Raw genomic sequence first — 23,710 nt, 5'->3', positions numbered from 1 at the left:
AGGCTAGGGCCGATCAGCGGCCCGCCGCGAGGGTGATTCCTCGAGGCAGCGGGCGACCTCACCGTGCGCAGGTGAGCCCGCCCCGCGGCATGGCACTCAGGGGGCGAGTCGCTCCACGGTCCGGGGCTGCACGACGAACCACAGCGCGAGCACCGCCACGACGGCGCACGCGACCATGACCACGGCCATCGTCGTCGCCGTGATGCCGGCATCCCGGGCGATCCATCCCACGAGCGGCGAGATGATCCCCGCGACGCCGAAGTTCGTTGCGCCGATGATCGACTGCGCCGTTCCCGCCGCCTTGCCGTGGCGGTCGAGCGCCAGCACCTGCACGCACGGGAAGGTGAAGCCGCACGCCGTGATGAAGACGAACAGCGGCACGACGGTCCCCCACAGCCCGAAGCCGAGCTGGTCGAACACGATGATGGTGGATGCCGCGACCACGAGCACGGCGGTCGACCAGCCCATGACCCACTGCGGCCCGAAGCGGGCGGCCAGGCGCGACGCCGTCTGCACGCCGAGCACGATGCCGAGCGAGTTGACGGCGAAGAGCAGACCGTACTGCTGCGGGTCGAAGCCGTAGCCGAGCTGGAAGAGGAACGACGACGACGAGAGGTAGGAGAACAGGCCGCTGAAGGTCATGCCGCCGATGATCAGCACGCCGACGAAGACGCGGTCGCTGAAGACGCTCCGGTACCGCTGCCACACCGTGGTCGAGCCCCGGTCGCTGCGCCGCGCGCGCGGCAGCGTCTCGGGCAGGAAGATCGAGGCCGAGATGAGCATGACGAAGCCGTAGACCGAGAGCACGACGAACACGCCGCGCCACGGCATGACCAGCAGCAGCGCCGATCCCAGCAGCGGCGCGAGAACCGGCGCGACCCCCGACACGAGTGCGAGGCGGGAGAGCATGACCACGAGCCGGCGGCCGCCGAACAGGTCGCGCACGATCGCGGCCGCGACGACGCCACCGGCTGCGGCACCCGCTCCCATCAGGACGCGGGCGATCGAGAGGGTCACGAGGGTCGGCGCGAGGGCGGCGCAGATGCTGGCGACGACGTGGAGCGCCGTCACCGACAGGAGCGGGATGCGGCGCCCGACCTTGTCGGACAGCGGGCCGACGATCAGCTGACCCAGGGCGAAGCCGATCATCGTGCCGGTCAGCGTCAGCTGGATCGCGGCCGCCGTCGTGTGGAAGTCGGCCTCGAGCACCGGGAACGCCGGAAGGTAGAGGTCGATCGTGAAGGGCCCGAGGGCGGTGAGGGCGCCGAGCAGGATGATGTAGAGGACGCGGCGCCTGTGGGGGATCGAGTCCCCCGGGTGCAGCATGATCGGCGCGGTCGCCGGGTTGGGTCCGAGCGTGCGGATGGCGCCGGTGGCGGACGGGACCCGGATGGAGCCGGTCGCAGACGGGATGCGGATGCCGGCCGTCTCCGTGCGGGGAGGGGTCTGCGTCGGGATGGAGTCGGTATCGAGCAAGGCAGGCTTCACTTCAGTGACGATGGGAGATCTCGAATCGATTCGAAAGATCCAGGATACCCGAAACGATTCACCGCGGTAGACCCCGCTCTCTGGGCCTTCCCAGGCCCGCGACCCATGCGCTCGAATAAGCTGGACCTTCCTGCACCGCAGCCCGACGCACATCACGGGCCCGAGCCGAGATCAGGCATGACCCCGACAGCACCCGATGACAAGCGCACGAGCGGCAACCCCGCCACTCAGGCCAGGATCAACCAGACCGTCAAGCAGCAGCGCGAACAGAAGCGCCAGGAGAAGCTCGCCGAGTACCAGAAGCAGCTCGCGAAGCGACGCCGCAGCAAGGTGGTCTGGTGGGTGGTCGGCTCCGCGGCCGCCGTCATCGTGATCGCCGCGATCGTGGCATCCATCGTCTTCGCACCCAAGCCGGCACCCACCTACGACGCGGGCAGCAGCACGGGTGCCGAGATCGACGGCGTGCAGACCTTCGAGAACACGGCGACCCACACGGAAGACCCCGTCACGTACCCGCAGACGCCGCCCGCAGGCGGGCCGCACAACCCCGTCTGGCTCAACTGCGGCGTCTACGACCAGCCCGTGCCGAACGAGAACGCGGTCCACGCCCTCGAGCACGGCGCCATCTGGGTCACGTACGACGCCGACAAGATCAAGGGCGACGACCTCGCGAAGCTGAAGTCGTACCTGCCGTCGACCTACGCGGTCCTCTCGCCGTACGACGGCCTCGACTCCCCCTTCGTGCTGTCGGCGTGGAACCACCAGCTCAAGCTCGACTCGGTCGACGACCCACGCATCACCGAGTTCTTCAAGGAGTACTGGCGCAGCCAGAACGCCCCCGAGCCCAGCGCCCTCTGCACGGGCGGCCTCGACGCTCCGGGCAAGGTCTCCTGAGCGGCATGACCGACGCCGAGGAGGTCGAGACGGACCAGGTCGCCGGCCCGTCTCGGCCGCGGTGGTGGGTGTACGTGCTCGTCGCCGTCGGCATCGCGGCGCTCGCCTTCGCGATCGGACGCTTCTCGACCTTCGGATCGTCGCCGACCGCCACGCCCAACGCGGCTGATGTCGGCTTCGCCCGCGACATGCAGGTGCATCACACGCAGGCGATCGAGATGGCGATGGACATCTATCGCAAGACCGACGACGCCGACCTGCGCAGCCTCTCCTACGACATCGCGACGAGCCAGGCCGGCCAGCGCGGCGAGATGTACGACTGGCTCGTGCAGTGGGGGCTGCCGCAGTCGGGTGCTCCCCTGATGTCGTGGATGACGGATGCCGGCCACGGCGAACACGCCGACATGGGGTCGACCGCCCGCTCTCAGACGGATGCGGAGCTGCGCGCCGCGATGGGCATGGCGACCGAGGACGAGATGGCCCAGCTGCAGGCGGCGACCGGCTCGCAGGCCGATTGCCTCTTCCTCTCGCTCATGATCCGCCACCACCAGGGCGCGATCCCGATGGCCGAGGCCGTGCTCGAGCTCGGCAGCATCCCTCGCGTGCTGACGGTCGCCGAGAGCATGAAGCAGGGCCAGACGGCCGAGGTCGATGCGATGAAATCCATGCAGGGCCGGCTCGGCTGCACGCAGTGAGCGGCATCCCCAGTCTTGTTCTCCCCGCATAAGAGAGGGCCGGCACGCCCCCCGGCGCCAGCCCTCTCTCGTCTTGCGGTCGGTGTCAGCCCTTGGTCGCCCCCGCCATCAGGCCGCGCACGAAGAACCGCTGCAGTGCGAAGAACACGATGAGTGGTGTGAGGATCGTCAGGAACGTGCCCGCCGCCTGCAGATACCACTGGTTGCCCCACGTCCCCGACAGCCCGGCGAGGGACTGTGTCATGGGCAGTGAGGAGGGTGGCGCGAAGATCGTCGCCACGAGCAGGTCGTTCCACACCCAGATGAACTCCAGCACCGCGAACGAGGCGAGCGCCGGCGTTGCGAGGGGCAGGACGATGCGGAAGAACATCTGTCCGTGCCCGGCCCCGTCGACCTTCGCGGCCTCGATGACCTCACTCGGGATCTCCGAGATGAAGTTGTGGAGGAGGAACACAGCGAGCGGCATTGCGAAGATCGTGTGAGCGATCCAGACCGTCGCGAAGCTGTGTTCGATGTCACGCAGCTCCAGCCCGGGGAAGATCTGCACGCCGTTGATCGTCAGGCCTCTCGAGAAGAGGCTCAGGAGCGGGATGAGCGCCATCTGGATCGGCACGATCTGCATCGCGAACACCGCGATGAACAGGAGGTTCTTGCCCTTGAAGTCGATCCAGGCGAAGGCGTACGCCATGAGCGAGGCGACCGCGAGCGCGAAGAACACGACCGGGATCGCGATCGCGAGCGAGTTGAGGAAGGACTCACCCAGGGTCAGGGTCGTTCCCCCCGACGTGAGCGCCAGCCTGTAGTTCTCGGTCGTGAAGGCGGGATTCGTGAAGACCGTCCACCAGCCCGTCGTCTGCGAGTCCGCGGCGGGACGCCACGACGTGACGAAGAGGCCGAAGGTGGGGATCGTCCAGAAGATCGCGATCGCGAGCGCGGCGATCGTCGCCCCCTTGGACGACAGCCGTCTGCGGGCCATCTCCTCGTTCTTGCGCGTGTCGCGGGCGACCTGGCGCGCGGAGCGCGGGTCGACGACGGGTTCGATCACCTCGATAGTCATCGGATCTGCCTCTGCTTCCGGATCTGGATCACGTTGAACACGATGATCGGGATGACGAGGATGAACAGGAGCACCGCGAGCGCCGCCGCGTGCCCGTAGCTCTGGAACCTCTGCTGCTGGTTGACCATCTCGAACGCGAGCACCGTCGAATTCGAGCGGCCGCCCGTCATGACGGCCACGACGTCGTAGATCTTCAGAGCCCCGATCGCGATGGTCGTCAGCACCACGACGATCGAGGGACGGATGCCCGGAAGGGTGACGTTGCGGAACCGCTGCCAGGCGTTCGTCCCGTCGAGCGCCGCCGCCTCCATCTGCTCAGGCGGGACGGCCTTGATCGCCGCGGAGAGGATGACCATGGCGAGGCCCGTCTGACTCCAGATGAACACCGCCATGATGAAGAAGGTGTTCCACAGCGGCGTGAGCGACAGCCACGGAACCGGCTCTCCCCCGAATGCGACCACGATCGCGTTCAAGATGCCGATCTGCTCGCCCTGGCGGTAGTCGTACTGGAGCTCCCAGATGATGCCGGCGCCCACGAACGAGATCGCGAAGGTCATGAAGATGAGGATCTTGAGCGTCTTCTCGCCACGCGCCCGATCGATAAACACGGCGCACGCGAGTCCGATGGTCGTCGCGATGACGGGGGCGAACAGCACCCACAGGATCGTGTTGATGATCGACCAGAAGCCCTGCGGATTGGTGAACGCCCAGACGTAGTTGTCCCACCCCACGAACGTCTCGCCCGTCTTGTCGAAGAACGACTGGACGAACGTCGCGATCGCCGGGTACACGAGGCCCATCAGCAGCAGGACCGCAGCCGGCGCCATGAACAGGACGAGCTGGAAGAGGTACCCCGCTCCCGCCCGCGCCCGGTAGTCGGCGTAGAAGAGGACGCCCCCGAGGATGACGGCGATCGCCAGGACGAAGAACACCGCACCCTGGTAGGGCCGCAGCAGCATGAAGGCGACGATCGGGATGACGAAGCAGGCCGCCAGCCGCAGCCAGAAGTAGCCTCGGCCGGCGCGCGGCGCGTATTCGATGAGCAGCAGCAGCACTCCGACGACGATCCCGAAGACGATCAGGACTATCGGGATCTGCACGATCGGGCCTTGGCTGCCGATCCACTGGAAGAAGCTGTTGAACGAGAACCCGAGCGAGGTGGGCAGCGCTCCCTCCGTCGGCGGCCTCGTCACCATGAAGAAGAACAGCGCGAGCGCGAGGATGAACGCGAGCGTCACGACGATCGCCGTCGTCCGCCTTCGCTTCCCGTAATAGACCTCGCGGGCCGCGGCATCCATCTCTTTTACGTCAGGTGCGCCCGCCTTGGCGTCCTTCACCTTTGTCGTATCGGCCATTTGTGCCCTCCGAATGCTTCTTCGCAACCGGATCGATCGCGATCAACCAGGGACGTGATGTGGTGGTGCGGTGGAGCCGCCCGTTCTGACGGACGGCTCCACCGCTCCGGGTGGGTGTCAGTTCTCGTAACCCGCCTGGATGTCGCTCAGAACGGCGGCGGTGTCCTTGCCGTCGATCCAGTCGACCATTCCGCGCCAGAACGAGCCCGAGCCGACGGTCGCCGGCATGAGGTCCGACGCGTCGANGACCGCCCCCCCCGCTCCGGGTGGGTGTCAGTTCTCGTAACCCGCCTGGATGTCGCTCAGAACGGCGGCGGTGTCCTTGCCGTCGATCCAGTCGACCATTCCGCGCCAGAACGAGCCCGAGCCGACGGTCGCCGGCATGAGGTCCGACGCGTCGAAGCGGACCGTCGTGTTGGCGTCCTGGACGAGCTTCATGGCGTCCTGCAGGAACGGGCTCGACGCGTTCATCGGGTCGGCGCCCTGGTTCGCCGAGATCACGCCGCCCAGCCCGACACGCGTGTCGGCGAATTCGGGCGACGACATGTACTCGAGCACCTTCTGCGTGTTCGCGTCGTCGGAGAACCCGGCGACGTACTCGCCACCGACCTCGATCGCCTTCGATCCGCCGGTCTCGAATCCGGGGAGCACGAAGGCGTAGACGTCGCCGTCAGGCGCGACCGTCGGCGCGTTGCCGTCCTTCGTCTTGACGTCGAGGAAGTTCGACGACAGGAACGACGCCTGGTGGGTCATCGCGCAATCGCCGTTGGCGACCGGTGCCGCGACGTTCGCGAAGGCCGTCGAGTTGATGCTCGCGACGTCGCCGAAGCTGGCGTTGACGTAGTCGGGGTTCTTGAGGATCTCGCCGACGTGGTCGAAGGCGTCCTTGATCGGGGCGTCCGTGAACTTCACCTCGTTCGCGACCCACTGGTCGTAGACGTCGGGACCCGAGTTGCGCAGGACGAGGTCCTCGATCCAGTCCGTGCCCGGCCACCCGGACGCGTCACCCGACTCGAAGCCGGCGCACCATGGAGCCTTCCCGGTCTTGTCGCGGATCGTCTTGGTGAGTGCGATCAGCTCATCCCACGTCGTGGGCACCTGGACGCCCCACTCCTGGAACGACTTGGGCGAGTACCACACATAGCCCTTGACGTTCGCGAGCATGGGGGCCGCGTAGAAGGTGTTGTCGATCGTGCCGTAGGTCTTCCAGTCCTGCGACCAGTACTTGTCGACATTGGACTCGACCGCAGAGGTCCCGGCCTTCACCTCGCCGGTCTCGACGAGCGACTTCAGCAGACCCGGCTGCGGGACGATCGCGATGTCGGGAGCGCTGCCGCCCGCGACCTTCGTGACGATGTTGCCCTCGAAGGATTTGTCGCCGGTGTACTCGACCTTGACGCCGGTGTCCTTCGTGAACTGGTCGAACGACTGCTGGAGCAGATCGGCCTCCGAACCCGTGATGCCGCCCGAGATGCGGACTGTCTTGCTCGAACTGTCGGTGGAGGCGCTGTCACCGCCCTCGGTGCATCCGACGAGCACGAGCCCCGCGATCGTCATGACGCTCAGTCCCACCGCGAGCCGCCGCGGTGTCGAACCTGCACTCATTACTGCCTCCTCAATCGAGACCCGGCAGGGCGCCGAAGTCACATGCGATGATCAGGAACCGATTCCAGACTCACGGTAGGGGACGACGTTCCCACGCACAATCGGTCCCCGATCACAAATCCGTAACCTCAATGAAGAAGTGTGGCAACAGCATCGCCCCACGCGCAATGATGGCCCGGAACCGGTTCCAGCACAGAGCCCGTGTACGCAGCGAATGCAGACACGCGAGGAGGTGAAGGATGGTCGGTATCGCCGATGTCGCACGCGCCGCCGGAGTGTCCAAGGCGACGGCGAGCCGCGCCCTCACGGGCAGCGGCTACGTGTCGGACAGCACGCGGGAGCGCGTGCTGCAGACCGCGGCATCCCTCGGATATGTCGCCTCGACCGCCGCGGTGAGCCTCGCGACCGGCAAGACGCAGAACGTCGGCGTGGTCATGCCGTACATCAGCCGGTGGTTCTTCGCGGAGGTGCTCGAGGGGATTCAGGATGCCCTGCTCCGCCACGGCTACGACCTCACTCTGTACGACGCTCGACCGGGCACCGACGGCAGGCGGCGCGTGTTCGAGGACTTCCTCGCCCGCAAGCGGTTCGACGGCCTCATCGCCGTGGGGCTGGAGCCCAGCGACAACGAGCTCGAACGGCTCATCGCCGTGGGACGGCCTCTCGTGAGCGTCGTCGGGCCGAGCAGCGATACGAGCACGATCGGGCTCGACGACCTGCACGCCGCCCGTCGAGCGACCGAGCACCTCGTCGAGCTCGGCCACACACGCATCGCCTTCGTCGGGGGCGGAGGCCAGCATTGGGCGCATGTCGACCACATGCGGCTCGTCGGGTACCAGCAGACGATGGCGGATGCGGGGCTCGCCCCGATGCACGTCTTCTCCCCCGTGTCGCTGCCCGGCGGCTACGCTGCAGCGGTCGACCTGCTCGGCGACGTGCGCCGCCGGCCGACGGGCATCGTGGGAACGTGCGACGAGGTCGCGATCGGCGCGATCATCGCGGCGCGGCGGCTCGGACTGCCCGTGCCGAGCTCGCTGAGCGTGGTCGGGATCGACAACCACGAGTACGCCGACATGTTCTCCCTGACGACGCTCGAGCAGCAGCCGCACGCGCAGGGCACGCAGGCCGCCGAGATGCTCCTGCGCCAGCTGCGCGAACCGAACACGCCCATCATCGAGCTGCGGCTGCATGCGACGCTCATCGTGCGCAACTCCACGGCCCCGCCGACGGGCGTGCCCTCCGCCGCGGTGGGCGCGGCGGGCGCCACGGGGGCGGGCTGAGCCGGACGTCGGGTGAGCCGGCGCTCGGCTCCGCCGGCGCCGTTCCGGTCGGCGCTGGCTGAGCCGGCGCCGTTCCGGTCGGCGCTGACCGGCGCGGCATCCCGATCATGCACGAAGCCCCGGGAACCGAAGTTCCCGGGGCTCCGAAAGCGAGATTCGCTCGATTACTTGAGGGTAACCGTCGCGCCGGCCTCCTGAAGGGCGGCCTGAGCCTTCTCGGCGGTCTCCTTGTTGGCGCCCTCGAGGACGGCCTTGGGAGCACCGTCGACGACGGCCTTCGCCTCACCGAGGCCGAGCGAGGTGAGCTCGCGGACGACCTTGATGACCTGGATCTTCTTGTCGCCGGCGGCCTCGAGGATGACGTCGAAGGAGTCCTTCTCCTCAACCTCTTCGGCGGGGGCGGCGGGGGCGCCGGCAGCGGCGACCGCGACGGGGGCGGCGGCGGTGACGTCGAAGGTCTCCTCGAACGCCTTGACGAACTCGCTGAGCTCGATGAGCGTGAGCTCCTTGAACGCGTCGAGCAGCTCCTCAGTGCTGAGCTTTGCCATTTCTGTCTCCTTGTGTGGGGTTGTTCAGCCGCGGGCCGGGAATCAGGCCGCGGACTCCTGCTTCTCGCGCAGCGCGTCGACCGTGCGAACGGCCTTCGACGGAAGCGCATTGAAGACGTATGCCGCCTTGGTCAGCGAGGCCTTCATCGCACCGGCGAGCTTCGCCAGCAGGACTTCACGGCTCTCGAGATCGGCGAGCTTGTTCACCTCTTCTGCGCTCAGGGGGTTTCCGTCAAAGAAACCGCCCTTCACGACGAGAAGAGGGTGTGCCTTGGCGAAGGCACGCAGGCCCTTCGCGACGGCGACCGGGTCACCGTGCACGAACGCGATGGCCGACGGACCCTTGAGGTCGTCGTCCAGCGACGTGATCCCCGCGTTGTTCGCGGCGATCTTGGTCAGCGTGTTCTTCACCACGGCGTATTCCGCGTCCTGACGGATGCTGTTGCGCAGCTCCTTGAGCTGCGCAACCGTCAGACCGCGGTACTCGGTCAGCAGAACGGCGGTCGAGTCCTCGAAGTTCTTCGTGAGCTCGGCGACCGATGCTTCCTTCTGCGCCATGGCCACTCCTTGTGTGTACGAGACGCTCCGCGATGGCGGGGCGTCGGCCGGGGCATCCGGTTCGCCCTGGGAATGAGAAAAGCTCCGGCGCAAGCGCACGGAGCTTCATTCCTGATCCAGGAGAATCTGTTCGTACACCTGCGCGGGCCCCTGCATTCGCAGAGCTTCGATCTCGGTGCGCAAGCGCACGTCGATGACCGGCGGTCTTCGGCTTGGTTTCTAGGTTACCTGACGCTCCCCTCCTGCCCAAATCGGCGCCCCCCTCCGTGCATCGAGGTCGTATGCACTCGCCGAGCCCACACGTCGTTTACGCGGATGTCGTGTGCGCTCGGCGAGTTCGTACGAAGTTTGCGTCTCGGGCGATCAAGGACGCGGGGGATGGATGCCGAAGCCGGCCAGCCGCGCCCCGAGAGCTTCGGGCGTCATGATGTGCTCGTCCTCCACGCGGGCGAGTCGCTTCTGCGTCGTGCCGCGGATCCAGTCCTCCCGGCGCTTCTCGTCCAGTAGCACTACTTCGAGCGTCCGGCCGGAGCGCAGCGCCTCGTCGAGGTACTTCCCCTGACCGTCGAACTCGAGGAGCGCGCCGACCTCCTCGAGCTCGAGGTCCACGAAGTATTCGGCTCCGCTCGGGCCTGGGACGGGCACCTGCAGTCCGACGCGCCCGTATCCGAGCCGGGCGAGCTGGAGGCGGGTCACGCTCTCGCCGGGCAGCTGCGCCCGTCCGTCCGCGAAGCGGATCACGTCCTCGGCCTGGCGCACTCCGCGCGCGCCCCGCGCCAGCACGACCCGCTCGAGCATCCGCGATCGCCATTCTTCGGCGGCATCCACCTCATAACGGCGACCGGCCAGCGCAACCCGCCGAAGCGCGGCATCCGCGAATGCGACCGCGGTCTCGCGGCCGACGACCCGGATGACGTCGAACGTCGTGCGCTCGAGCGTCGTGCAGAGGATGCCGTCGTGATCCGCGACGTCTTCGTCGGGAAGCGATTCGCAATGCCGCGCGAGGCCAGGCCGGCTGCCCGAGCGAACGGGCGCGGGGAAAGTGGCGTGCACGCGGGACGGCACGTGCCGATACAGCGGCATCCCGAGCGCCACCCCCGCGGACATGTAGGAATGGACTCCCCCTCCTTCGCGCATCTCCCCCTGCGCGGCGACGACTTCGAGAAGGTGACGCGACTCGGGCCAGAGTTCCCGCCACAGCGCCTGGAGCACATAGCGGTTGCGCTGAAGCCGCCGGAATTGCCCCGATGCGACGGCGCGGCGGATTCGGCGATCGCTCCAGCCCCGCGAGAGCAGCTGGGCTCGCGTGCGCACGGACATCCGCGCTTCCTCCGGCGTGAGATGTCGACTCATCTCCACACCGTTGCAGCCCGCGCTCGAGTCATCTTTCCCCTGCCTGCTCTCGGTGGACTGCCCCGCCCACAGCGCTCCCTGTGGAGGCCAGGGCGAGAGCACGTCCGCGGTGCTGCCGACTTCGTATCCAGTCGCCGAGCGCACACGATCTCGACGCGAACAACCTGTGCGCTCGGCGAGTACCTACGATGCCGGCAGGGCGGGGAGGGTCAGGCGCGGGAAGGGATGATGTCGACCTTGTGACCTGCGGCGTCGGAGAGCGTCCACCAGCGCGGCGCCTTGCTGTCGTCGGCCAGCGTGCCGCCCGCGGCGAGCGCGGCGGCGACGCGCTCTTCGGCCTCCTCCCGCGGCACGATGATGTCGACGTGCGAGCGGCCGCGCAGCGGCTTGTCGACCCGCTGCATCCAGATGAGGGGGCCACGGCCCGCCGGGTCGCGCAGCTCCAGGTCGCTGATCGCCTCGTAGCCGGTCACCGCCTGCCAGAACGGCAGGACAGTCGCGGGATCTTCCGATGCGACCGCGATCATCAGCCGCTGCGGGGTGGTGGCGTCGACTTCGATGCCCAGGTCGCGCGCCGCTTCCGCGATCTGCCGGGCGAGGTCGACGTCCTTGCGCGTCAGACCCTTCGCGGAATGGGTGAAGAGACGCAGACTGACCGTCGCGTACTTGACTTCGACGTCGGGGTGATGGTTCGCCGCATCGGCGAGCTCTGCGATCCGGGCGAACAGCCGCGCACCGGTCGCGAAATCGCGGGACGTATAGGTGATGTGCGCACCGTTGGCACCGGCGTGCCAGCCGTCGTCTCCCATGGCATCGCGGAACTCTGCAGCGCTGATGGTTTCCATGCCACGACTCTTCGCCGCCCCGCGCCTGCACCGCAAGGGCCTGGCGGCGCATCCGGACGTCTGTTCGACCGCGAGTCGGTTCCGCTCTGTCGCCACCCGGGGCTAGCCTCGAACAGTGATCCCAGACTCCGTGCCGCGCTCGTCCGAGCTCGCGGCACGGGCACCAGAACTCGCCGCCCGCATCGTCGCGGACTCCCGCGACAGGGTCGCCTGGGTGCGCGCGCGCTCGCGCGGGATCACCGCGACGGATGTCGCGACCCTCACCTCGAGCAACGCGATCCGTCGCGCCGCCGACGCCAAGCTCATGGGCTCGGGCTTCTCGGGCAACGCCTACACGGCCCACGGCCGGCTGCGCGAACCGGAGATCGCCCGCTGGGTCGCCGCGACCCACGGCATCGAGCCCTCTTCGGCGCTCTTCCACGCCGTCGTCGAGAAGCGGCACCTGGCGACGCCGGACGGCATCGCGGTCGATGCCTCGGGTCGCGTCATGCTCGCCGAGATCAAGACGACGAACAAGGAGTGGCGCAGCATCCCACGCTCCTACCTCCGTCAGGTGTGGTGGCAGCAGCACGTGCTCGGCGCGGAGCGCACGCTCGTCGCGTGGGAGGAGCACGTCGACTTCGTGCCCGTCGGCGACGAACCGCGCTGCGCATGGGTCGACCGCGACGAGGCCGAGATCGCGAAGCTCGTGCGACTGGCGACATCGCTCATCGATGAGCTCCACCGGCGACACCTCGCCGGTCGCGCAGTCGAGCGCCCCGCACCGGAAAGGCCGAGTCAGCCGTTCCGCGCCCTCGCCCTCGCCGACTGAGCAGAATCCGTCGCGCCGGCCGCTTCCGCGCCCGCGCCGTCGCCGACTGAGCAGCCGACCGACCGGATCCGCCTCAGCACAGTGTCGTGATCGTTCGAGTCTCGGCATTCCAGACGCGCAGCCCCGTCGCCTCCCCCACGATGTTCCGGGCCCGCACGGTGCTGAGAGCCTTGGCGACGCGCACAGCGACGAGTCCCCGCGCCACCGTGATGTGCGGCGTCCACCGATCGATGCCGGTGTTGGAGTAGTGGGGCTCGGGAGGCCCGGCGATCTCCGCCACCGCACGATGAACCCTGAGCAGTCCCGTCGTCACGACGACGTGGCGCGCGAGGATATACCGATCCCGATGACCCAGCAGCAGCGAGCCGCCCAGCTCGAGCGGGATCGGCAGCAGGTCTGTGACCGCCGAGAAGGCGGACGGCTCGAGATCGTCGCGCACGGCGAGGGTGATGTGCGGCCGATTGCTCGGTGCCGGATTGCGGCCCGAGCTCGGCAGATCCGCGGCGAGGAGCCGGTCCCAGTCGTCGCGCACGACCGCCTCGGTCTCGTCATCGAGCACGAGCTCAACGCTGAACATCTCCTCATCCTGCCCCCACCGGCGCAGCTCGGTCCTCGAGCAGCTGCGCGAGACTCGCGAGATCGCGTTCCAGGCTGCGCTGCACGTCGTCGCCCATCCGCGTCGCCCATTCCGCCGCGGCCGGCCCCTCGAGGAACGCGGTCAGCTCGACTCGCGTGACACCGCCGTCCACGACCGCCTCGTGGCGCACCGTGAGCTCGGCTCCGGCCAGCTCGGTCGTATCCGCATAGACGAACCCCGGCCCGACCTGCGCGACGCGGAACGGAGCTTCCTCACCGCCGATCGCCCGGAGCACTCCTCGGGCGCCGACGCCGAAGGGCTCGGCGAGGCGGAAGTACTCCATGCTCGGCGCCCACTCCGGATGTGTCTCGAGGTCGCACCAGCGATCGAAGAACGTCCGAGGCGGAGCCGACGAGGAACGGGTCGTCCGTGCGATCTCGATCACTCCCCGACGCTATCGATGACCCCCGACAGACACGCCAAACGGGAATAGTTGACATACGTCAACGATTAGGCATATAGTTGACACTTCTCAACTGTTGACCATCGTCAACCATCTTTGCGCCGCTGTCGCCGCACCTCCCTTGAACACCATCGATCCGAAGGATCTGCATGTCTGCTGTCTCCTCCTCTGCGCCGAGCGCGGTCGAGAGCGCTCCGCGCCCTGCGCGGGAAGTGCTTCCGGCCCTGTCCGGCCTCCTCCTCGGCATGTTCGTGTCGATGCTGGCCTCGACGGTCGTCTCGACGTCGCTGCCGGTCATCATCCACGACCTCGACGGCAACCAGACCGCGTTCACGTGGGTGGTCACCGCCACACTGCTCACCACGGCGATCTCCACCCCGGTCTGGGGAAAGCTCGCCGACCTCGTCAACCGCAAGCTGCTCATCCAGCTCGCGATCGCGATCTTCGTGCTGGCCACCGCAGCCGCGGGCTTCTCGCAGACACCGGAGATGCTGATCGCATTCCGGGCCGTGCAGGGCATCGGCGCCGGCGGCCTCGCGGCGCTCAGCCAGGTCATCATGGCCGACATCATCAGCCCGCGTGAGCGCGGTCGCTACATGGGCCTCTTCGGCGCCGTCATGGCCGTCGCGACCATCGGCGGACCGCTGCTCGGCGGCGTCATCACCGACAACTGGGGCTGGCGCTGGAACTTCTTCGTCGCGCTCCCCTTCGCCGTCCTCGCGCTGATCATCCTGCAGCGCACGCTGCACCTCCCCCCGCGGGCCAAACGCAAGGTCCACATCGACTACTTCGGCATCGTGCTGCTCTCGGTCGCCGTGTCGCTCCTGCTGATCTGGGTGACGCTCGCGGGCGACTCGTTCGACTGGTGGAGCACCGAGACGATCCTCATGGTCGGCGGCGCCATCCTCGCGGCGGTCCTGTTCATCGTCGTCGAGCTGCGCTCGAAGGAGCCGCTCATCCCGCTCGCGATGTTCCGCAACCGCACCTTCACGCTCGCCGTCATCGCGTCGATCGCGACCGGCATCGCCATGTTCGGGGCATCGGTCTTCCTCAGCCAGTACATGCAGCTCGCCCGCGGCGCCACGCCGACCGAGGCCGGCCTCATGACGATTCCGATGATCGCAGGTCTGCTCCTGTCGTCGATCGGGGTCGGTGCGCTCATCACGCGATTCGGACAGTGGAAGCCCTACCTCATCGTGGGCTCGGTACTGCTGATCGCCGGCTCGTACCTGCTGTCGACGATCCACTACGACACCAACTTCGCGCTGGTCTCGCTCTACATGTTCCTGCTCGGCGCGGGCGTCGGCATGACGATGCAGAACCTCGTGCTCGTCGTGCAGAACACGTCGAAGCCGAGCGAGATCGGCGTCGCGAGCTCCGGCGTCACGTTCTTCCGCAGCCTCGGCGGCACCATCGGCGTCTCGGTCATGGGCGCGGCGCTCGCCACGAGCGTCACGAACCTCGTCGCGGATGCGAAGGACGACCTGACCGCGGCCATCGTGAGCCTCGGTGCGAAGGGTGCCGAAGTCGCCCAGCAGCTGCAGAGCGGCTCGCTGCCCAAGGTGTCGGCGATGCCCGAAGTGGTCCGCGTGATCTTCGAGGACATCTACGCCCAGGGCATCTCGCACTCGTTCCTGATCGCCGTGCCGTTCGCGGTCGTGAGCCTCATCGCGGTGCTGTTCCTCCCGAACAAGCCGCTCACGCGGATGACCACGAGCGAGCGCATCCAGGCGAGCGAGGCCGACTTCGCGACCGTCTCGGTCGCCGAGGGCATGGAGGTCCTCGCGCACGTCGAGGACGAGTCCGAAGACGATGCCGCAATGGATGCCTCCTCCGAGGCATCCAGCCGCCGCTAATGTCGATCGCGATGACTGAGATCTCGCCCCTCGGGGCCCGTGCCGAAGCGGTGCGGGCCCTCGAGGCCGAGTTCGGAGAGCTCATCACGCAGTTCCGCCGTGTCATCACGGAGAACGCGCACCGCGTGAACCCGGGGATGCTGCCGGGCGCCTACAAGGTGTTCACGACGATCGTGCGGCGCGAGAGCATCACGATCTCCGCCCTCGCCGAGCAGCTGCTGATGGACAAGGGCCAGATCAGCCGCACCGTGCGCGAGCTCGAGCAGCTCGGTCTCGTCGCCCGCACGCCCGACCCGACCGACGGCCGGTCGAGCCTGCTGTCTCCGACGCCCGAGGGACTGGAGCGGCTCGATGCGGCCCGGCATCCGCGTGAGAGCGGGCTCGCCGACGCGCTCGACGGCTGGAACGTCGAAGACATCGAGCGGCTGACGCAGCTGCTGCACGCCCTCACGAATGGCACCACGCCCGACCCGCTCCCCTGACGCTTATCGGTCCGGTAGCACCCGCGTAACACCCGCGAGACAATCTCGGGGTTGACTGGACTCCACCCAAGGCATCAAGTGCTGCCAACGCCGACACGCACAGGGAAGGAGCGACCGATGCGATTCCGGCCGCTGCGATCGACCTCCGCTCCGAGCGGCGAGGCGATACCTGTCCCCGATCCGCCGGCGGCGATGCGCGCCGCCGTGATCGACGCCACCGGCGATCCCAGCGCCCTGCGCGAAGCATCCCTCCCCGTCCCGAAGCCTGTGCTGAGCGAACTGCTCGTGCGCGTCGTCGCGGCCGGCCTCAATCCGATCGACGCGAAGACGCGGGGCGGGGCCGGCCTGTCGGCCGAGATCGCGGCCTATCCCGCGACACTCGGCTTCGACTTCAGCGGCATCGTCGTGAAGTCCCCGTACGAGTCGCATCCCTTCCCGCCGGGCACCGAGGTGTTCGGCATGCTGAACGTCCCGCGCACGGGCGGCTCGTACGCCGAGTACGCCGTCGTGCCGACGCTGTCGGTCGCGCGCAAGCCGTCGTCGCTCTCGCACGTCGAGGCGGCCGGCGTGCCCCTTGCCGCCCTCACGGCGTGGGGCCTCGTCGTCGAGACGGCGCACGCGCACGAGGGTCAGCGCATCCTCATCCACGCCGCGAGCGGCGGCGTCGGCCACTTCGCCGTGCAGATCGCCGCCTACTTCGGCGCGAACGTCATCGCGACGGGGTCGACCCGCAACGCATCATGGCTGCGCGAGCTGGGCGCGTCGACCGTCATCGACTACACGTCGACGAGATTCGAGGATGCCGTCGCCGACGTCGACGTCGTGATCGACCTCGTCGGCAACGTCCACGCCGACACGGGGACGCGCTCGCTGCGCGTGCTCCGACCCGGCGGGCTGTACGTCATCGTTCCGACCGGGTCGTTCCCGGGATACCTCGACGCCGCTGCGGACGCAGGGGTGCGCGCGACGAGCTACAAGGTGATCCCCGACGGCGGCGCGCTCGCCACGGTCGGCCGGCTTCTCGACTCGGGGGCCGTGCAGGTGTACATCGACCGCGTCTTCGACCTCGCCGATGCCGCGGAGGCGCACACCGAGCTCGAGAAGGGGCACACGCGCGGCAAGATCGTGCTGCGCGTCAGCGACGACTGACACTCGCTCCCGCGCGGGTCGGCGACGACTGACGCACAGCACTGCGAGGCGACGCCTGACGCACAGCACTGCGAGGCGACGCCGGGTCACAGCACGCGCCTCCCCTCGGCGATGATCTCGTCGGCGATGGCGTCGAGCAGCGGCGAGCGCAGATTCCACTGCTGCCAGTACAGCGGCACGTCGACCGGAGCTCCCCCGAGGCGCACGAGTCGCCCGTCGGCGAGCTCGTCGGCCGACTGGAAGCCGGGCAGCAGCCCCCACCCCAGCCCGAGCTTGATCGCCGTCGCGAAGTCGTTCGACGCCGGCACGTAGTGGCGGGGCGGTGCGGTGGGCTCCACGCCCATCGCGGCGAGCCACTGGCTCTGCAGGTCGTCGCGGCGATCGAAGTCGACGAGCGGCGCGACGGCGAGCGCGTCGGAAGTCGCGCCCTCGGGAAGCCGGCGGGCCAGATACGCGGGTGTCGCGACGGCCTCGTAGCGCATGACGCCGAGCAGGCTCACGCGGCACCCTGCGACGGGCGTCGCGCGGGACGTCACAGCGCCCATGACGCTCCCCGACTCGAGCAGGCCCGCGGTGAAGTCCTGGTCGTCGCGATGCAGCTCGAAGACGACGGGATGCCGCAGCGCGAGCCGCGCGAGCGGCTCGAGGAACCACGTGCCCAGCGAGTCCGCGTTGACCGCCAGGGCCACCGACATGAGCGCGCCGCTGTCATCCGCCTCGCCGAGGCCGGCGAGCGCGTCGTGCTCGAGCAGCGCGAGCTGCCTCGCCAGCCGCACGACCGCCGCGCCGGATTCCGTCGCCCGCACGGGCTTCGAGCGGACGAGCACGACCCGGCCGAGCTGCTCCTCGAGCGCCTTGATGCGCTGGCTGACGGCGGACGGCGTGACATGCAGCCGGCGGGCCGCGGCATCCAGAGATCCCTCGTCGACGACGGCAGCCAGCGTCTCGGCAAGGTCGAACGGAATCCTCACCTTAGCCACGCTAATGCACCTGAAGAAGAGTTAGCTGGACTGCAGACACCGCGATGCCTACCGTCGAAGCGTGATCTCCCCCGTGCTCGCTGGTCTGGGCCTCGGCCTCTCGCTCATCGTCGCGATCGGAGCGCAGAACCTCTTCGTGCTGCGCCAGGGCCTCCGTCGCGAGCACGTCTTCGTCGTCGCCGCGATCTGCGCCGTGTCCGATGCTGTGCTCATCGTGCTCGGTGTCTCGGGCGTGGGCTTCGTGCTGCAGGCCGTGCCGTGGCTCATCGACGCCGTCCGCTGGGCGGGCGCCGCGTTCCTCGTCACGTACGGCGTGCTGGCCGCGAGGCGTGCGTGGCGCCCGAGCGGCGAGGCTTTCGCCGTCGCCGAGGTCGACAGCGTCGAGCACGAGGACGGCGGCGGCTCGGTCGCGACCCGCACCCGCCTGCTCCCCGTCATGCTGACCTGCCTCGCCCTCACGTGGCTCAACCCGCACGTGTACCTCGACACCGTCTTCCTCCTCGGCACCGTCGCCAACACGCACGGCGACGACCGGTGGCTCTTCGCGGCCGGGGCGATGCTCGCGAGCGTCGCCTGGTTCTTCGGTCTCGCGTTCGGCGCCCGCTTCCTCGGTCGCCGGCTCTCGACGCCGCGGGCCTGGCGCATCCTCGACGCGATCATCGCGGTCGTCATGATCGCGCTCGGCATCTCGCTCGTGCTCCCGCACTGAGCCGGAGGGGTGCCCCGCACGATCACGCGGCACCCCACCGGATTCAGGAGCGGGATGCCGCGAGTGCGACCTCGTCGAGCACGCTCGTGTGCACCGGAACCCAGCCGAGCGACCGCGCTCTCGCGCCCGAGGCACGCTGGTCGAGGAGCAGGGCATCGGCGAAGGCGACACCGAGACGCTCGTGCGCGGCCGCGACGGTGCCGGCGACGACGCCTGCCTCGCCCGCGGCGCGTTCCGCGACCGCACGGACGGTCGTCGGAGATCCGTCGGAGGCGATAACCCGGCCGACCGGCTCAGGCGCCGTGAGCACGAGCTCGTAGAGCCGCGCGAGGTCGTCGACGTGCACCCAGGTCCAGTGCTGCGCGCCGTCGCCGATGAGCTCGAGCTCGCCCGAGGGAGTTCGAGGTCCGTCGACGACGAGGTCGAGCAGGCCCGCTCCCCTGCCGTAGACCACTCCGGGCGCGACGACGGCCGCATCCACGTCCGATGCGAGCAGCCGTTCCTCGATGGGCGCCCGCCACGCGACGAGGGCCGGCGGATCGAGGGGCGCCTCCTCCGTGATTGCTCCCGCACCCCACAGCCAGATGCCGCTCGTCAGGACGAACCGCTTGCCCGTTCTCGAGAACGCCCTGATCGCGGCATCCACGACCGCCGTATTGAACCCGGCGGCGCCGGCGGAAGGGGCCGCCGTGTGCACGGCGGCGTCGACGCCGGAGAGCCGGTCAGCGAACCAGGCCGTGTCGGTGACGTCGCCGAGCGCAGCCTCGGCTCCCTGTTCGGCGATCCGCGTCGCCGCCTCGGGCGTGCGCACGACGGCGACGACCTCGTGTCCCGAGTCGACGAGATGCTCGAGCAGGGCCGATCCGATGTAGCCGGTGGAACCGGTCAGTAGAATCCTCATACGCCAACGGTATGGATTTGATACCGGTTACTTCAAAGGAACTTCCCTTGACGTAACGAAGAGCCCGCGTGGAGGTCTGATGAACGACCAGCCGACGGCGCGCGTCGTCACCGAGATGGACGTCCTCGCGCCCGACTGCCCGAGCCGTGTCGTGTTCGGGCGGATCGGCGAGCGTTGGACGATGTTCGTCATCCTCGCGCTCGCCGACGGGCGGCCGCTGCGATTCACCGACCTCAAGCGCCGGATCGGGGTCGTGACTCCGAAGGTGCTCACCGAGACGCTGCGAGCGCTCGAGACCGACGGCCTGATCTCCCGGGAGGCGTATCGCGAGTCGCCGCCGCGGGTCGAGTACGCCCTCACGGAGCTCGGCCTGTCGCTGCTCGAGCCGATCCAGACGATGCGCGCATGGGCCGAGCTGCATGTGCCCGAGCTCCTCGCGGCGCGGGAGAGGGCCGCGCCGGCGGACTGAGCTCGGTGCTCAGCCGTCGATCTGCTGCCGGCGCGCCAGCACGAGCGCCCGCACGATGTCGTCGGGGAGCGGATCGGTCGGCTGGAACCGCACCGTGCCTTTGTCGAGGCCCGTCCCGGGCACCGCGCCCACGGCGTCGGCGACGGCGGAGACCGCTGCGGGGCTGAAGGGGTAGATGCCGATGTGCTTCTTGGCGCGCATGACCGAGATGAGCGGCTTGCCGCGATAGACGAGCGCCGGCATGCCGTAGCCCTTACCCTGCTCGGCTTCGGGCACCTCGTCGCGGGCGATCGCGTAGACCTTCTCGATCGCGGAGCGGTCGCCGGGCGCGAGCTCGTCCAGGTAGTCGTCGACGGTTCCCATGGAGGCATCCTGGCATCGCCGCCGCCGCCGGCGCATCCGGATAGTGTCGAACCATGATCCGGCACACGGTGTCCTTCACGCTCGTCCACCCGGCGGAGTCTGCCGACGAGCGCCGCTTCCTCGACGACGCCCAGCGCATCCTCACATCGATCGAGGGCGTGCAGGACTTCGTGATCTCGCGCCAGGTCAGCCCGAAGAGCGCGCACCGCTTCCAGTTCTCGATGGTCTTCGCCGACTCCGACGCCTACGCCGCGTATGACGCGCACGCCGCGCACCAGGACTTCGTCGCCTCCCGGTGGGTGCCCGAGGTGGCGGACTTCCAGGAACTCGACCTCGTCCCCTGGAGTTGAGCGCCGTGCGCCGCGTCCACGTCATCGTCTCGGGCGACGTCCAGGGCGTCGGCTACCGCTACACGATGAAGATCGTCGCGATGGAGGCCGGCGTCGTCGGCTGGGTGCGCAACCGCCGCGACGGCAGCGTCGAGGCGGAGTTCGAGGGCGACGACGGCCCCGTCGACGAGGTGCTCGCGTGGATGGCCGAAGGTCCTCCCGGTTCGCAGGTCACCGGCGCGCAGGTGACGGATGCCTCCCCTCGGAGCCCGTCCGCGGAGTCGGGCTTCGAGGTGCTCCGAACCGCCTGACGGCGCTGCTTCAGCGCGGCACGCCCGCCCGGAGCTCGGCGAACACGTCCGCGGCGTCGTCGCGCGTCGCGAGCGCTGCGGCCTGCCCTGCCCACAGCGAGAGCAACTCACCCTGGTCGCGTCGGGCCGCGGCGGCGCGGAAGACGCCGGTCAGCCAGTTCTGCGCGGGGAACGGGGCGATGATCCCCGTCGTCTCGATGTCGCGCATCGCACGATTCGGGATGCCGCGCGCGAGCCGTCCGCTCATGGCTCGGGTCAGCACGGTCGCGGTGTCGCCCGCGGCCGCGATCGCGCGCCGGTGTGCTTCAGGGGCAGCCGACTCGCGGGTGCGCAGGAACGCCGTTCCCACCTGCACCCCCGACGCGCCGAGCGCGAACGCCGCGGCGACGCCGCGTCGATCCGCGACGCCTCCCGCCGCGATGACCGGCACGCCGACCGCGTCGACGACCTGCGGCACGAGCGCGAACGTGCCGACGAGCGAGTCCTCGGCGCGCCGCAGGAACGACACACGGTGGCCGGCCGCCTCGGCTCCGGTCGCGACGATCGCGTCGACGCCGGCGTCATCGAGCTCACGCGCCTCCGCGACGCTGGTCGCGGTGCCGATGAGACGGATGCCGCGTGCCCGCGCCGCCTCGACGAGCCACGCTGCGGGGATCCCGAAGACGACCGACAGCGCCGCCGGCCGCGCCTCGAGCACCGCCTCGAGCTGATCGCGGATGTCGGGGAGGAAGGCGGTCGGCGGGCTCGGCGGCTCGACGTCGACGGCGTCGTAGAGGGGCTTCAGCGCGGCGAGCGACGGGGTGAGGTCGACCTCCGCGGGCGTCGCCTCGTCGCCCGTGGGCAGCCAGAGGTTGACGGCGAAGGGCTGGGAGGTGGCATCCCGGAGCTGCGCGATCGTCTCGTGGATGCGCTCCGGCGCATAGCCGTAGAGGCCGTACGAACCGAGGCCCCCCGCTTCGCTCACGGCGGCCGTGAGCTTTATCGACGAGAGCCCGCCGAACGGCCCGAGCACGATCGGCTCGTCGATTCCGAAAAGGTCCTGGAGTCGCTCCGTCACGAGTTCGACGCTACTCGCACCGCCCGGACGGCCGCGCGGCGCCGTTCGGCGGGGTGTCGACGCCAACCCCTGTCGTGCCCTCGCCGTCCCCGTTCGTCACGAGCGGGGACGGCTCAGGGATTGAGCGCGATGTACTTCTCCTCGAGGTACTCGAGGATGCCCTCCGATCCGCCCTCGCGCCCGAGTCCGCTCTCCTTGGCGCCCCCGAACGGCGCCGCGGGGTCGCTGAGGACGCCGCGGTTGACCGCGACCATGCCCGTGTCGAGGCGCAGCGACACCCGCAGCGCATCGTGCTCCGGGCCGAAGACGTAGGCGACGAGCCCGAACTCCGTGTCGTTGGCCATCCGGACGGCGTCGCCGACCTCGCGGTACGAGACGACGGCTGTCACGGGCCCGAAGATCTCGGTGCGCGTGATGGCGTCGCCGTGCCGGACTCCGTCGAGCAGGGTCGGCTCGTAGAACGCGCCGCCCTCGATCGACGCTCCCCCGACGACGACGCGGGCGCCCTCGGCGACAGCCGTCTCGACGAGTGCGGCGACCTTGTCGCGCTCGACGGCCGACACGAGGGCGCCGAGCTGATTGTCGCGGTCGAGTCCCGGCCCGGTGGCGACCGTCGACAGCTCGGCGGCCATCCGCCGGACGAACTCGTCGTGGAGGCTCTCATGGACGTAGAAGCGGTTCGCGGCGGTGCACGCCGCGCCGCCGTTGCGCATCTTGGCGAGGAGCGCCGCGGGAACGGCCTCGTCGAGGTCGGCGCCGGGCAGCACGATGACGGGCGCGTTCCCGCCGAGCTCCATCGACGTGCTGACGATCGTGTCGGCGCACGTGCGCAGCAATTCGCGACCCACCTCGGTCGAGCCCGTGAACGACAGCTTGCGCACGGCGGGATCGGCGATCATGGCGGCGACGAGGGGCCCGGTCGGGACGGGCGTCACCAGATTCACGACGCCCTTCGGCGCGCCGGCGCGGTGCAGCACATCGACGATGAACGCGGCGGTGAGGGGCGTCTCGCGCGCCGGCTTGAGGATCGCCGTGCAGCCGGCGGCCAGCGCCGGCCCGAGCTTGCGCGTGGCCATCGCAGCGGGGAAGTTCCACGGCGTCACGAGCAGCGCGACGCCCGTGGGCTGCCGCGCGACGACGATGCGCTTGTCGCCGGCGGGAGAGAGCCGGAAGTCGCCGGGCACGCGGACCGCCTCCTCGGCGAACCAGCGGAAGAACTCCGTCGCGTAGTTCGCCTCCGCGATCGCGTCGGACCAGGCCTTCCCATTCTCGCGCACCATGATCTCGGCGAACGTCTCGCGCTCGGCGCGCAGGATCTCGAAAGCGCGGTAGAGGAGTTCGGAGCGCTCGCGCGGCGACGTCTGCGACCACGCCGGGAACGCGGCATCCGCTGCCCGCACGGCCGCCTCGCAGTCGTCGGCCGTCGCGGCGGCGAAGTCCGCGATCGTGTCGCCGGTCGCCGGATCGACGACGGGGAAGGTCGCTCCGTCGGCGCCGGCGCGCCATTCGCCGTCGATGAAGAGCTCGGCGAACAGGCGCGTGGTCTGGGTGAGCGGGGTCATGAGCGATCCTCCG

The 23,710-nt window shown here is 69.2% G+C and carries 26 protein-coding genes; 11 read left to right on the top strand and 15 right to left on the bottom strand.

Annotated elements, in window-relative coordinates; translation table 11 throughout:
* Positions 1–96 precede the first annotated feature (96 nt).
* Entirely contained in the window at positions 97–1,476 is a 1,380-nt protein-coding gene (locus ACH3VR_RS02160) for a multidrug effflux MFS transporter (protein ID WP_396639102.1), read from the bottom strand.
* Positions 1,477–1,665: 189 nt separating this feature from the next.
* Here ACH3VR_RS02160 and ACH3VR_RS02155 point away from each other — a divergent pair, with 189 nt between their 5' ends.
* Positions 1,666–2,382 carry a DUF3105 domain-containing protein gene (locus tag ACH3VR_RS02155; RefSeq protein WP_396639101.1) on the top strand — a complete coding sequence of 239 codons (717 nt, stop codon included), beginning with the start codon at positions 1,666–1,668 and terminating at the stop codon, positions 2,380–2,382.
* Between the two features lie 5 nt (positions 2,383–2,387).
* Complete coding sequence (locus ACH3VR_RS02150) at positions 2,388–3,077, top strand: DUF305 domain-containing protein (RefSeq protein ID WP_396639100.1); 690 nt, start codon at positions 2,388–2,390, stop codon at positions 3,075–3,077.
* Between the two features lie 85 nt (positions 3,078–3,162).
* Here ACH3VR_RS02150 and ACH3VR_RS02145 read toward each other — a convergent pair whose 3' ends face one another.
* The 3 genes from ACH3VR_RS02145 to ACH3VR_RS02135 form a co-directional block, all read right to left on the bottom strand.
* Positions 3,163–4,134, bottom strand: coding sequence for a carbohydrate ABC transporter permease (locus ACH3VR_RS02145; protein ID WP_396639099.1), 972 nt, complete (start codon positions 4,132–4,134; stop codon positions 3,163–3,165).
* Positions 4,131–5,330 carry a carbohydrate ABC transporter permease gene (locus ACH3VR_RS02140; RefSeq protein ID WP_396639643.1) on the bottom strand — a complete coding sequence of 400 codons (1,200 nt, stop codon included), beginning with the start codon at positions 5,328–5,330 and terminating at the stop codon, positions 4,131–4,133. The genes ACH3VR_RS02145 and ACH3VR_RS02140 overlap by 4 nt, the downstream gene beginning before the upstream one ends.
* Positions 5,331–5,762: 432 nt before the next feature.
* Positions 5,763–7,094, bottom strand: a complete 1,332-nt coding sequence (locus ACH3VR_RS02135) for an ABC transporter substrate-binding protein (protein WP_396639098.1) — start codon at positions 7,092–7,094, stop codon at positions 5,763–5,765.
* A 239-nt stretch (positions 7,095–7,333) separates the two neighbouring features.
* On the opposite strand from ACH3VR_RS02135, the gene ACH3VR_RS02130 reads away from it, so the two are divergent.
* Positions 7,334–8,374 carry a LacI family DNA-binding transcriptional regulator gene (locus tag ACH3VR_RS02130; protein ID WP_396639097.1) on the top strand — a complete coding sequence of 347 codons (1,041 nt, stop codon included), beginning with the start codon at positions 7,334–7,336 and terminating at the stop codon, positions 8,372–8,374.
* A gap of 164 nt (positions 8,375–8,538) precedes the next feature.
* Here the strand turns inward: ACH3VR_RS02130 and rplL are convergent, their stop codons facing one another.
* The 4 genes from rplL to ACH3VR_RS02110 form a co-directional block, all read right to left on the bottom strand.
* Positions 8,539–8,922: a 50S ribosomal protein L7/L12 gene (gene rplL / locus ACH3VR_RS02125; RefSeq protein ID WP_396639096.1), complete on the bottom strand. Its 384-nt coding sequence runs from the start codon at positions 8,920–8,922 to the stop codon at positions 8,539–8,541.
* Positions 8,923–8,964: 42 nt separating this feature from the next.
* Complete coding sequence (rplJ, locus tag ACH3VR_RS02120) at positions 8,965–9,480, bottom strand: 50S ribosomal protein L10 (RefSeq protein ID WP_396639095.1); 516 nt, start codon at positions 9,478–9,480, stop codon at positions 8,965–8,967.
* A 363-nt stretch (positions 9,481–9,843) separates the two neighbouring features.
* Positions 9,844–10,800, bottom strand: a complete 957-nt coding sequence (locus ACH3VR_RS02115; protein WP_396639094.1) for a hypothetical protein — start codon at positions 10,798–10,800, stop codon at positions 9,844–9,846.
* Between the two features lie 242 nt (positions 10,801–11,042).
* Positions 11,043–11,774, bottom strand: a complete 732-nt coding sequence (locus ACH3VR_RS02110) for a 4a-hydroxytetrahydrobiopterin dehydratase (protein ID WP_396639093.1) — start codon at positions 11,772–11,774, stop codon at positions 11,043–11,045.
* Between the two features lie 22 nt (positions 11,775–11,796).
* On the opposite strand from ACH3VR_RS02110, the gene ACH3VR_RS02105 reads away from it, so the two are divergent.
* Positions 11,797–12,489 carry a YqaJ viral recombinase family protein gene (locus ACH3VR_RS02105; RefSeq protein WP_396639642.1) on the top strand — a complete coding sequence of 231 codons (693 nt, stop codon included), beginning with the start codon at positions 11,797–11,799 and terminating at the stop codon, positions 12,487–12,489.
* A 73-nt stretch (positions 12,490–12,562) separates the two neighbouring features.
* On the opposite strand, the gene ACH3VR_RS02100 is transcribed toward ACH3VR_RS02105, so the two are convergent.
* A complete protein-coding gene (locus ACH3VR_RS02100; RefSeq protein ID WP_396639092.1) occupies positions 12,563–13,066 on the bottom strand; it encodes a 2'-5' RNA ligase family protein in 504 nt (167 codons plus the stop codon).
* 4 nt (positions 13,067–13,070) lie between these two features.
* Positions 13,071–13,511 (bottom strand): SRPBCC family protein, encoded by a 441-nt coding sequence (locus ACH3VR_RS02095; protein ID WP_396639091.1) that lies wholly within the window; start codon positions 13,509–13,511, stop codon positions 13,071–13,073.
* Between the two features lie 167 nt (positions 13,512–13,678).
* Here ACH3VR_RS02095 and ACH3VR_RS02090 point away from each other — a divergent pair, with 167 nt between their 5' ends.
* From ACH3VR_RS02090 to ACH3VR_RS02080, 3 genes are all read left to right on the top strand, one after another.
* Positions 13,679–15,385, top strand: coding sequence for an MDR family MFS transporter (locus ACH3VR_RS02090; RefSeq protein ID WP_396639090.1), 1,707 nt, complete (start codon positions 13,679–13,681; stop codon positions 15,383–15,385).
* A gap of 11 nt (positions 15,386–15,396) precedes the next feature.
* Complete coding sequence (locus tag ACH3VR_RS02085) at positions 15,397–15,867, top strand: MarR family winged helix-turn-helix transcriptional regulator (protein WP_396639089.1); 471 nt, start codon at positions 15,397–15,399, stop codon at positions 15,865–15,867.
* A gap of 117 nt (positions 15,868–15,984) precedes the next feature.
* The gene (locus ACH3VR_RS02080; RefSeq protein ID WP_396639088.1) at positions 15,985–17,016 is read left to right on the top strand and encodes an NADP-dependent oxidoreductase; all 1,032 of its coding nucleotides are present in this window, start codon (positions 15,985–15,987) and stop codon (positions 17,014–17,016) included.
* 86 nt (positions 17,017–17,102) lie between these two features.
* Here ACH3VR_RS02080 and ACH3VR_RS02075 read toward each other — a convergent pair whose 3' ends face one another.
* Entirely contained in the window at positions 17,103–17,987 is an 885-nt protein-coding gene (locus tag ACH3VR_RS02075) for a LysR family transcriptional regulator ArgP (RefSeq protein ID WP_396639087.1), read from the bottom strand.
* A 70-nt stretch (positions 17,988–18,057) separates the two neighbouring features.
* Between ACH3VR_RS02075 and ACH3VR_RS02070 the strand changes: the two genes are divergently transcribed.
* Entirely contained in the window at positions 18,058–18,705 is a 648-nt protein-coding gene (locus tag ACH3VR_RS02070; RefSeq protein WP_396639086.1) for a LysE/ArgO family amino acid transporter, read from the top strand.
* A 43-nt stretch (positions 18,706–18,748) separates the two neighbouring features.
* On the opposite strand, the gene ACH3VR_RS02065 is transcribed toward ACH3VR_RS02070, so the two are convergent.
* The gene (locus tag ACH3VR_RS02065; protein WP_396639085.1) at positions 18,749–19,606 is read right to left on the bottom strand and encodes an NAD-dependent epimerase/dehydratase family protein; all 858 of its coding nucleotides are present in this window, start codon (positions 19,604–19,606) and stop codon (positions 18,749–18,751) included.
* A gap of 79 nt (positions 19,607–19,685) precedes the next feature.
* On the opposite strand from ACH3VR_RS02065, the gene ACH3VR_RS02060 reads away from it, so the two are divergent.
* On the top strand, positions 19,686–20,075 hold the full coding sequence (locus ACH3VR_RS02060; RefSeq protein WP_396639084.1) for a winged helix-turn-helix transcriptional regulator: 390 nt from the start codon (positions 19,686–19,688) through the stop codon (positions 20,073–20,075).
* 9 nt (positions 20,076–20,084) lie between these two features.
* Here ACH3VR_RS02060 and ACH3VR_RS02055 read toward each other — a convergent pair whose 3' ends face one another.
* Positions 20,085–20,438 carry an iron chaperone gene (locus ACH3VR_RS02055; RefSeq protein ID WP_396639083.1) on the bottom strand — a complete coding sequence of 118 codons (354 nt, stop codon included), beginning with the start codon at positions 20,436–20,438 and terminating at the stop codon, positions 20,085–20,087.
* A gap of 53 nt (positions 20,439–20,491) precedes the next feature.
* On the opposite strand from ACH3VR_RS02055, the gene ACH3VR_RS02050 reads away from it, so the two are divergent.
* Both ACH3VR_RS02050 and ACH3VR_RS02045 read left to right on the top strand, forming a co-directional pair.
* Positions 20,492–20,788, top strand: a complete 297-nt coding sequence (locus ACH3VR_RS02050; protein WP_396639082.1) for a Dabb family protein — start codon at positions 20,492–20,494, stop codon at positions 20,786–20,788.
* A gap of 5 nt (positions 20,789–20,793) precedes the next feature.
* Positions 20,794–21,078, top strand: a complete 285-nt coding sequence (locus tag ACH3VR_RS02045; RefSeq protein WP_396639081.1) for an acylphosphatase — start codon at positions 20,794–20,796, stop codon at positions 21,076–21,078.
* Positions 21,079–21,088: 10 nt separating this feature from the next.
* Here the strand turns inward: ACH3VR_RS02045 and ACH3VR_RS02040 are convergent, their stop codons facing one another.
* Both ACH3VR_RS02040 and ACH3VR_RS02035 read right to left on the bottom strand, forming a co-directional pair.
* Positions 21,089–22,135, bottom strand: coding sequence for an NAD(P)H-dependent flavin oxidoreductase (locus tag ACH3VR_RS02040; RefSeq protein ID WP_396639080.1), 1,047 nt, complete (start codon positions 22,133–22,135; stop codon positions 21,089–21,091).
* Between the two features lie 113 nt (positions 22,136–22,248).
* On the bottom strand, positions 22,249–23,697 hold the full coding sequence (locus ACH3VR_RS02035; RefSeq protein WP_396639079.1) for an NAD-dependent succinate-semialdehyde dehydrogenase: 1,449 nt from the start codon (positions 23,695–23,697) through the stop codon (positions 22,249–22,251).
* Positions 23,698–23,710: the final 13 nt, after the last annotated feature.

It is taken from the genome of Microbacterium alkaliflavum (assembly GCF_044325405.1).
GTDB classification, from domain to species: Bacteria; Actinomycetota; Actinomycetes; order Actinomycetales; family Microbacteriaceae; genus Microbacterium; species Microbacterium alkaliflavum.
Note: the sequence above shows the minus strand (reverse complement) of the source record. Positions and strands in the feature narration are given on the sequence as shown.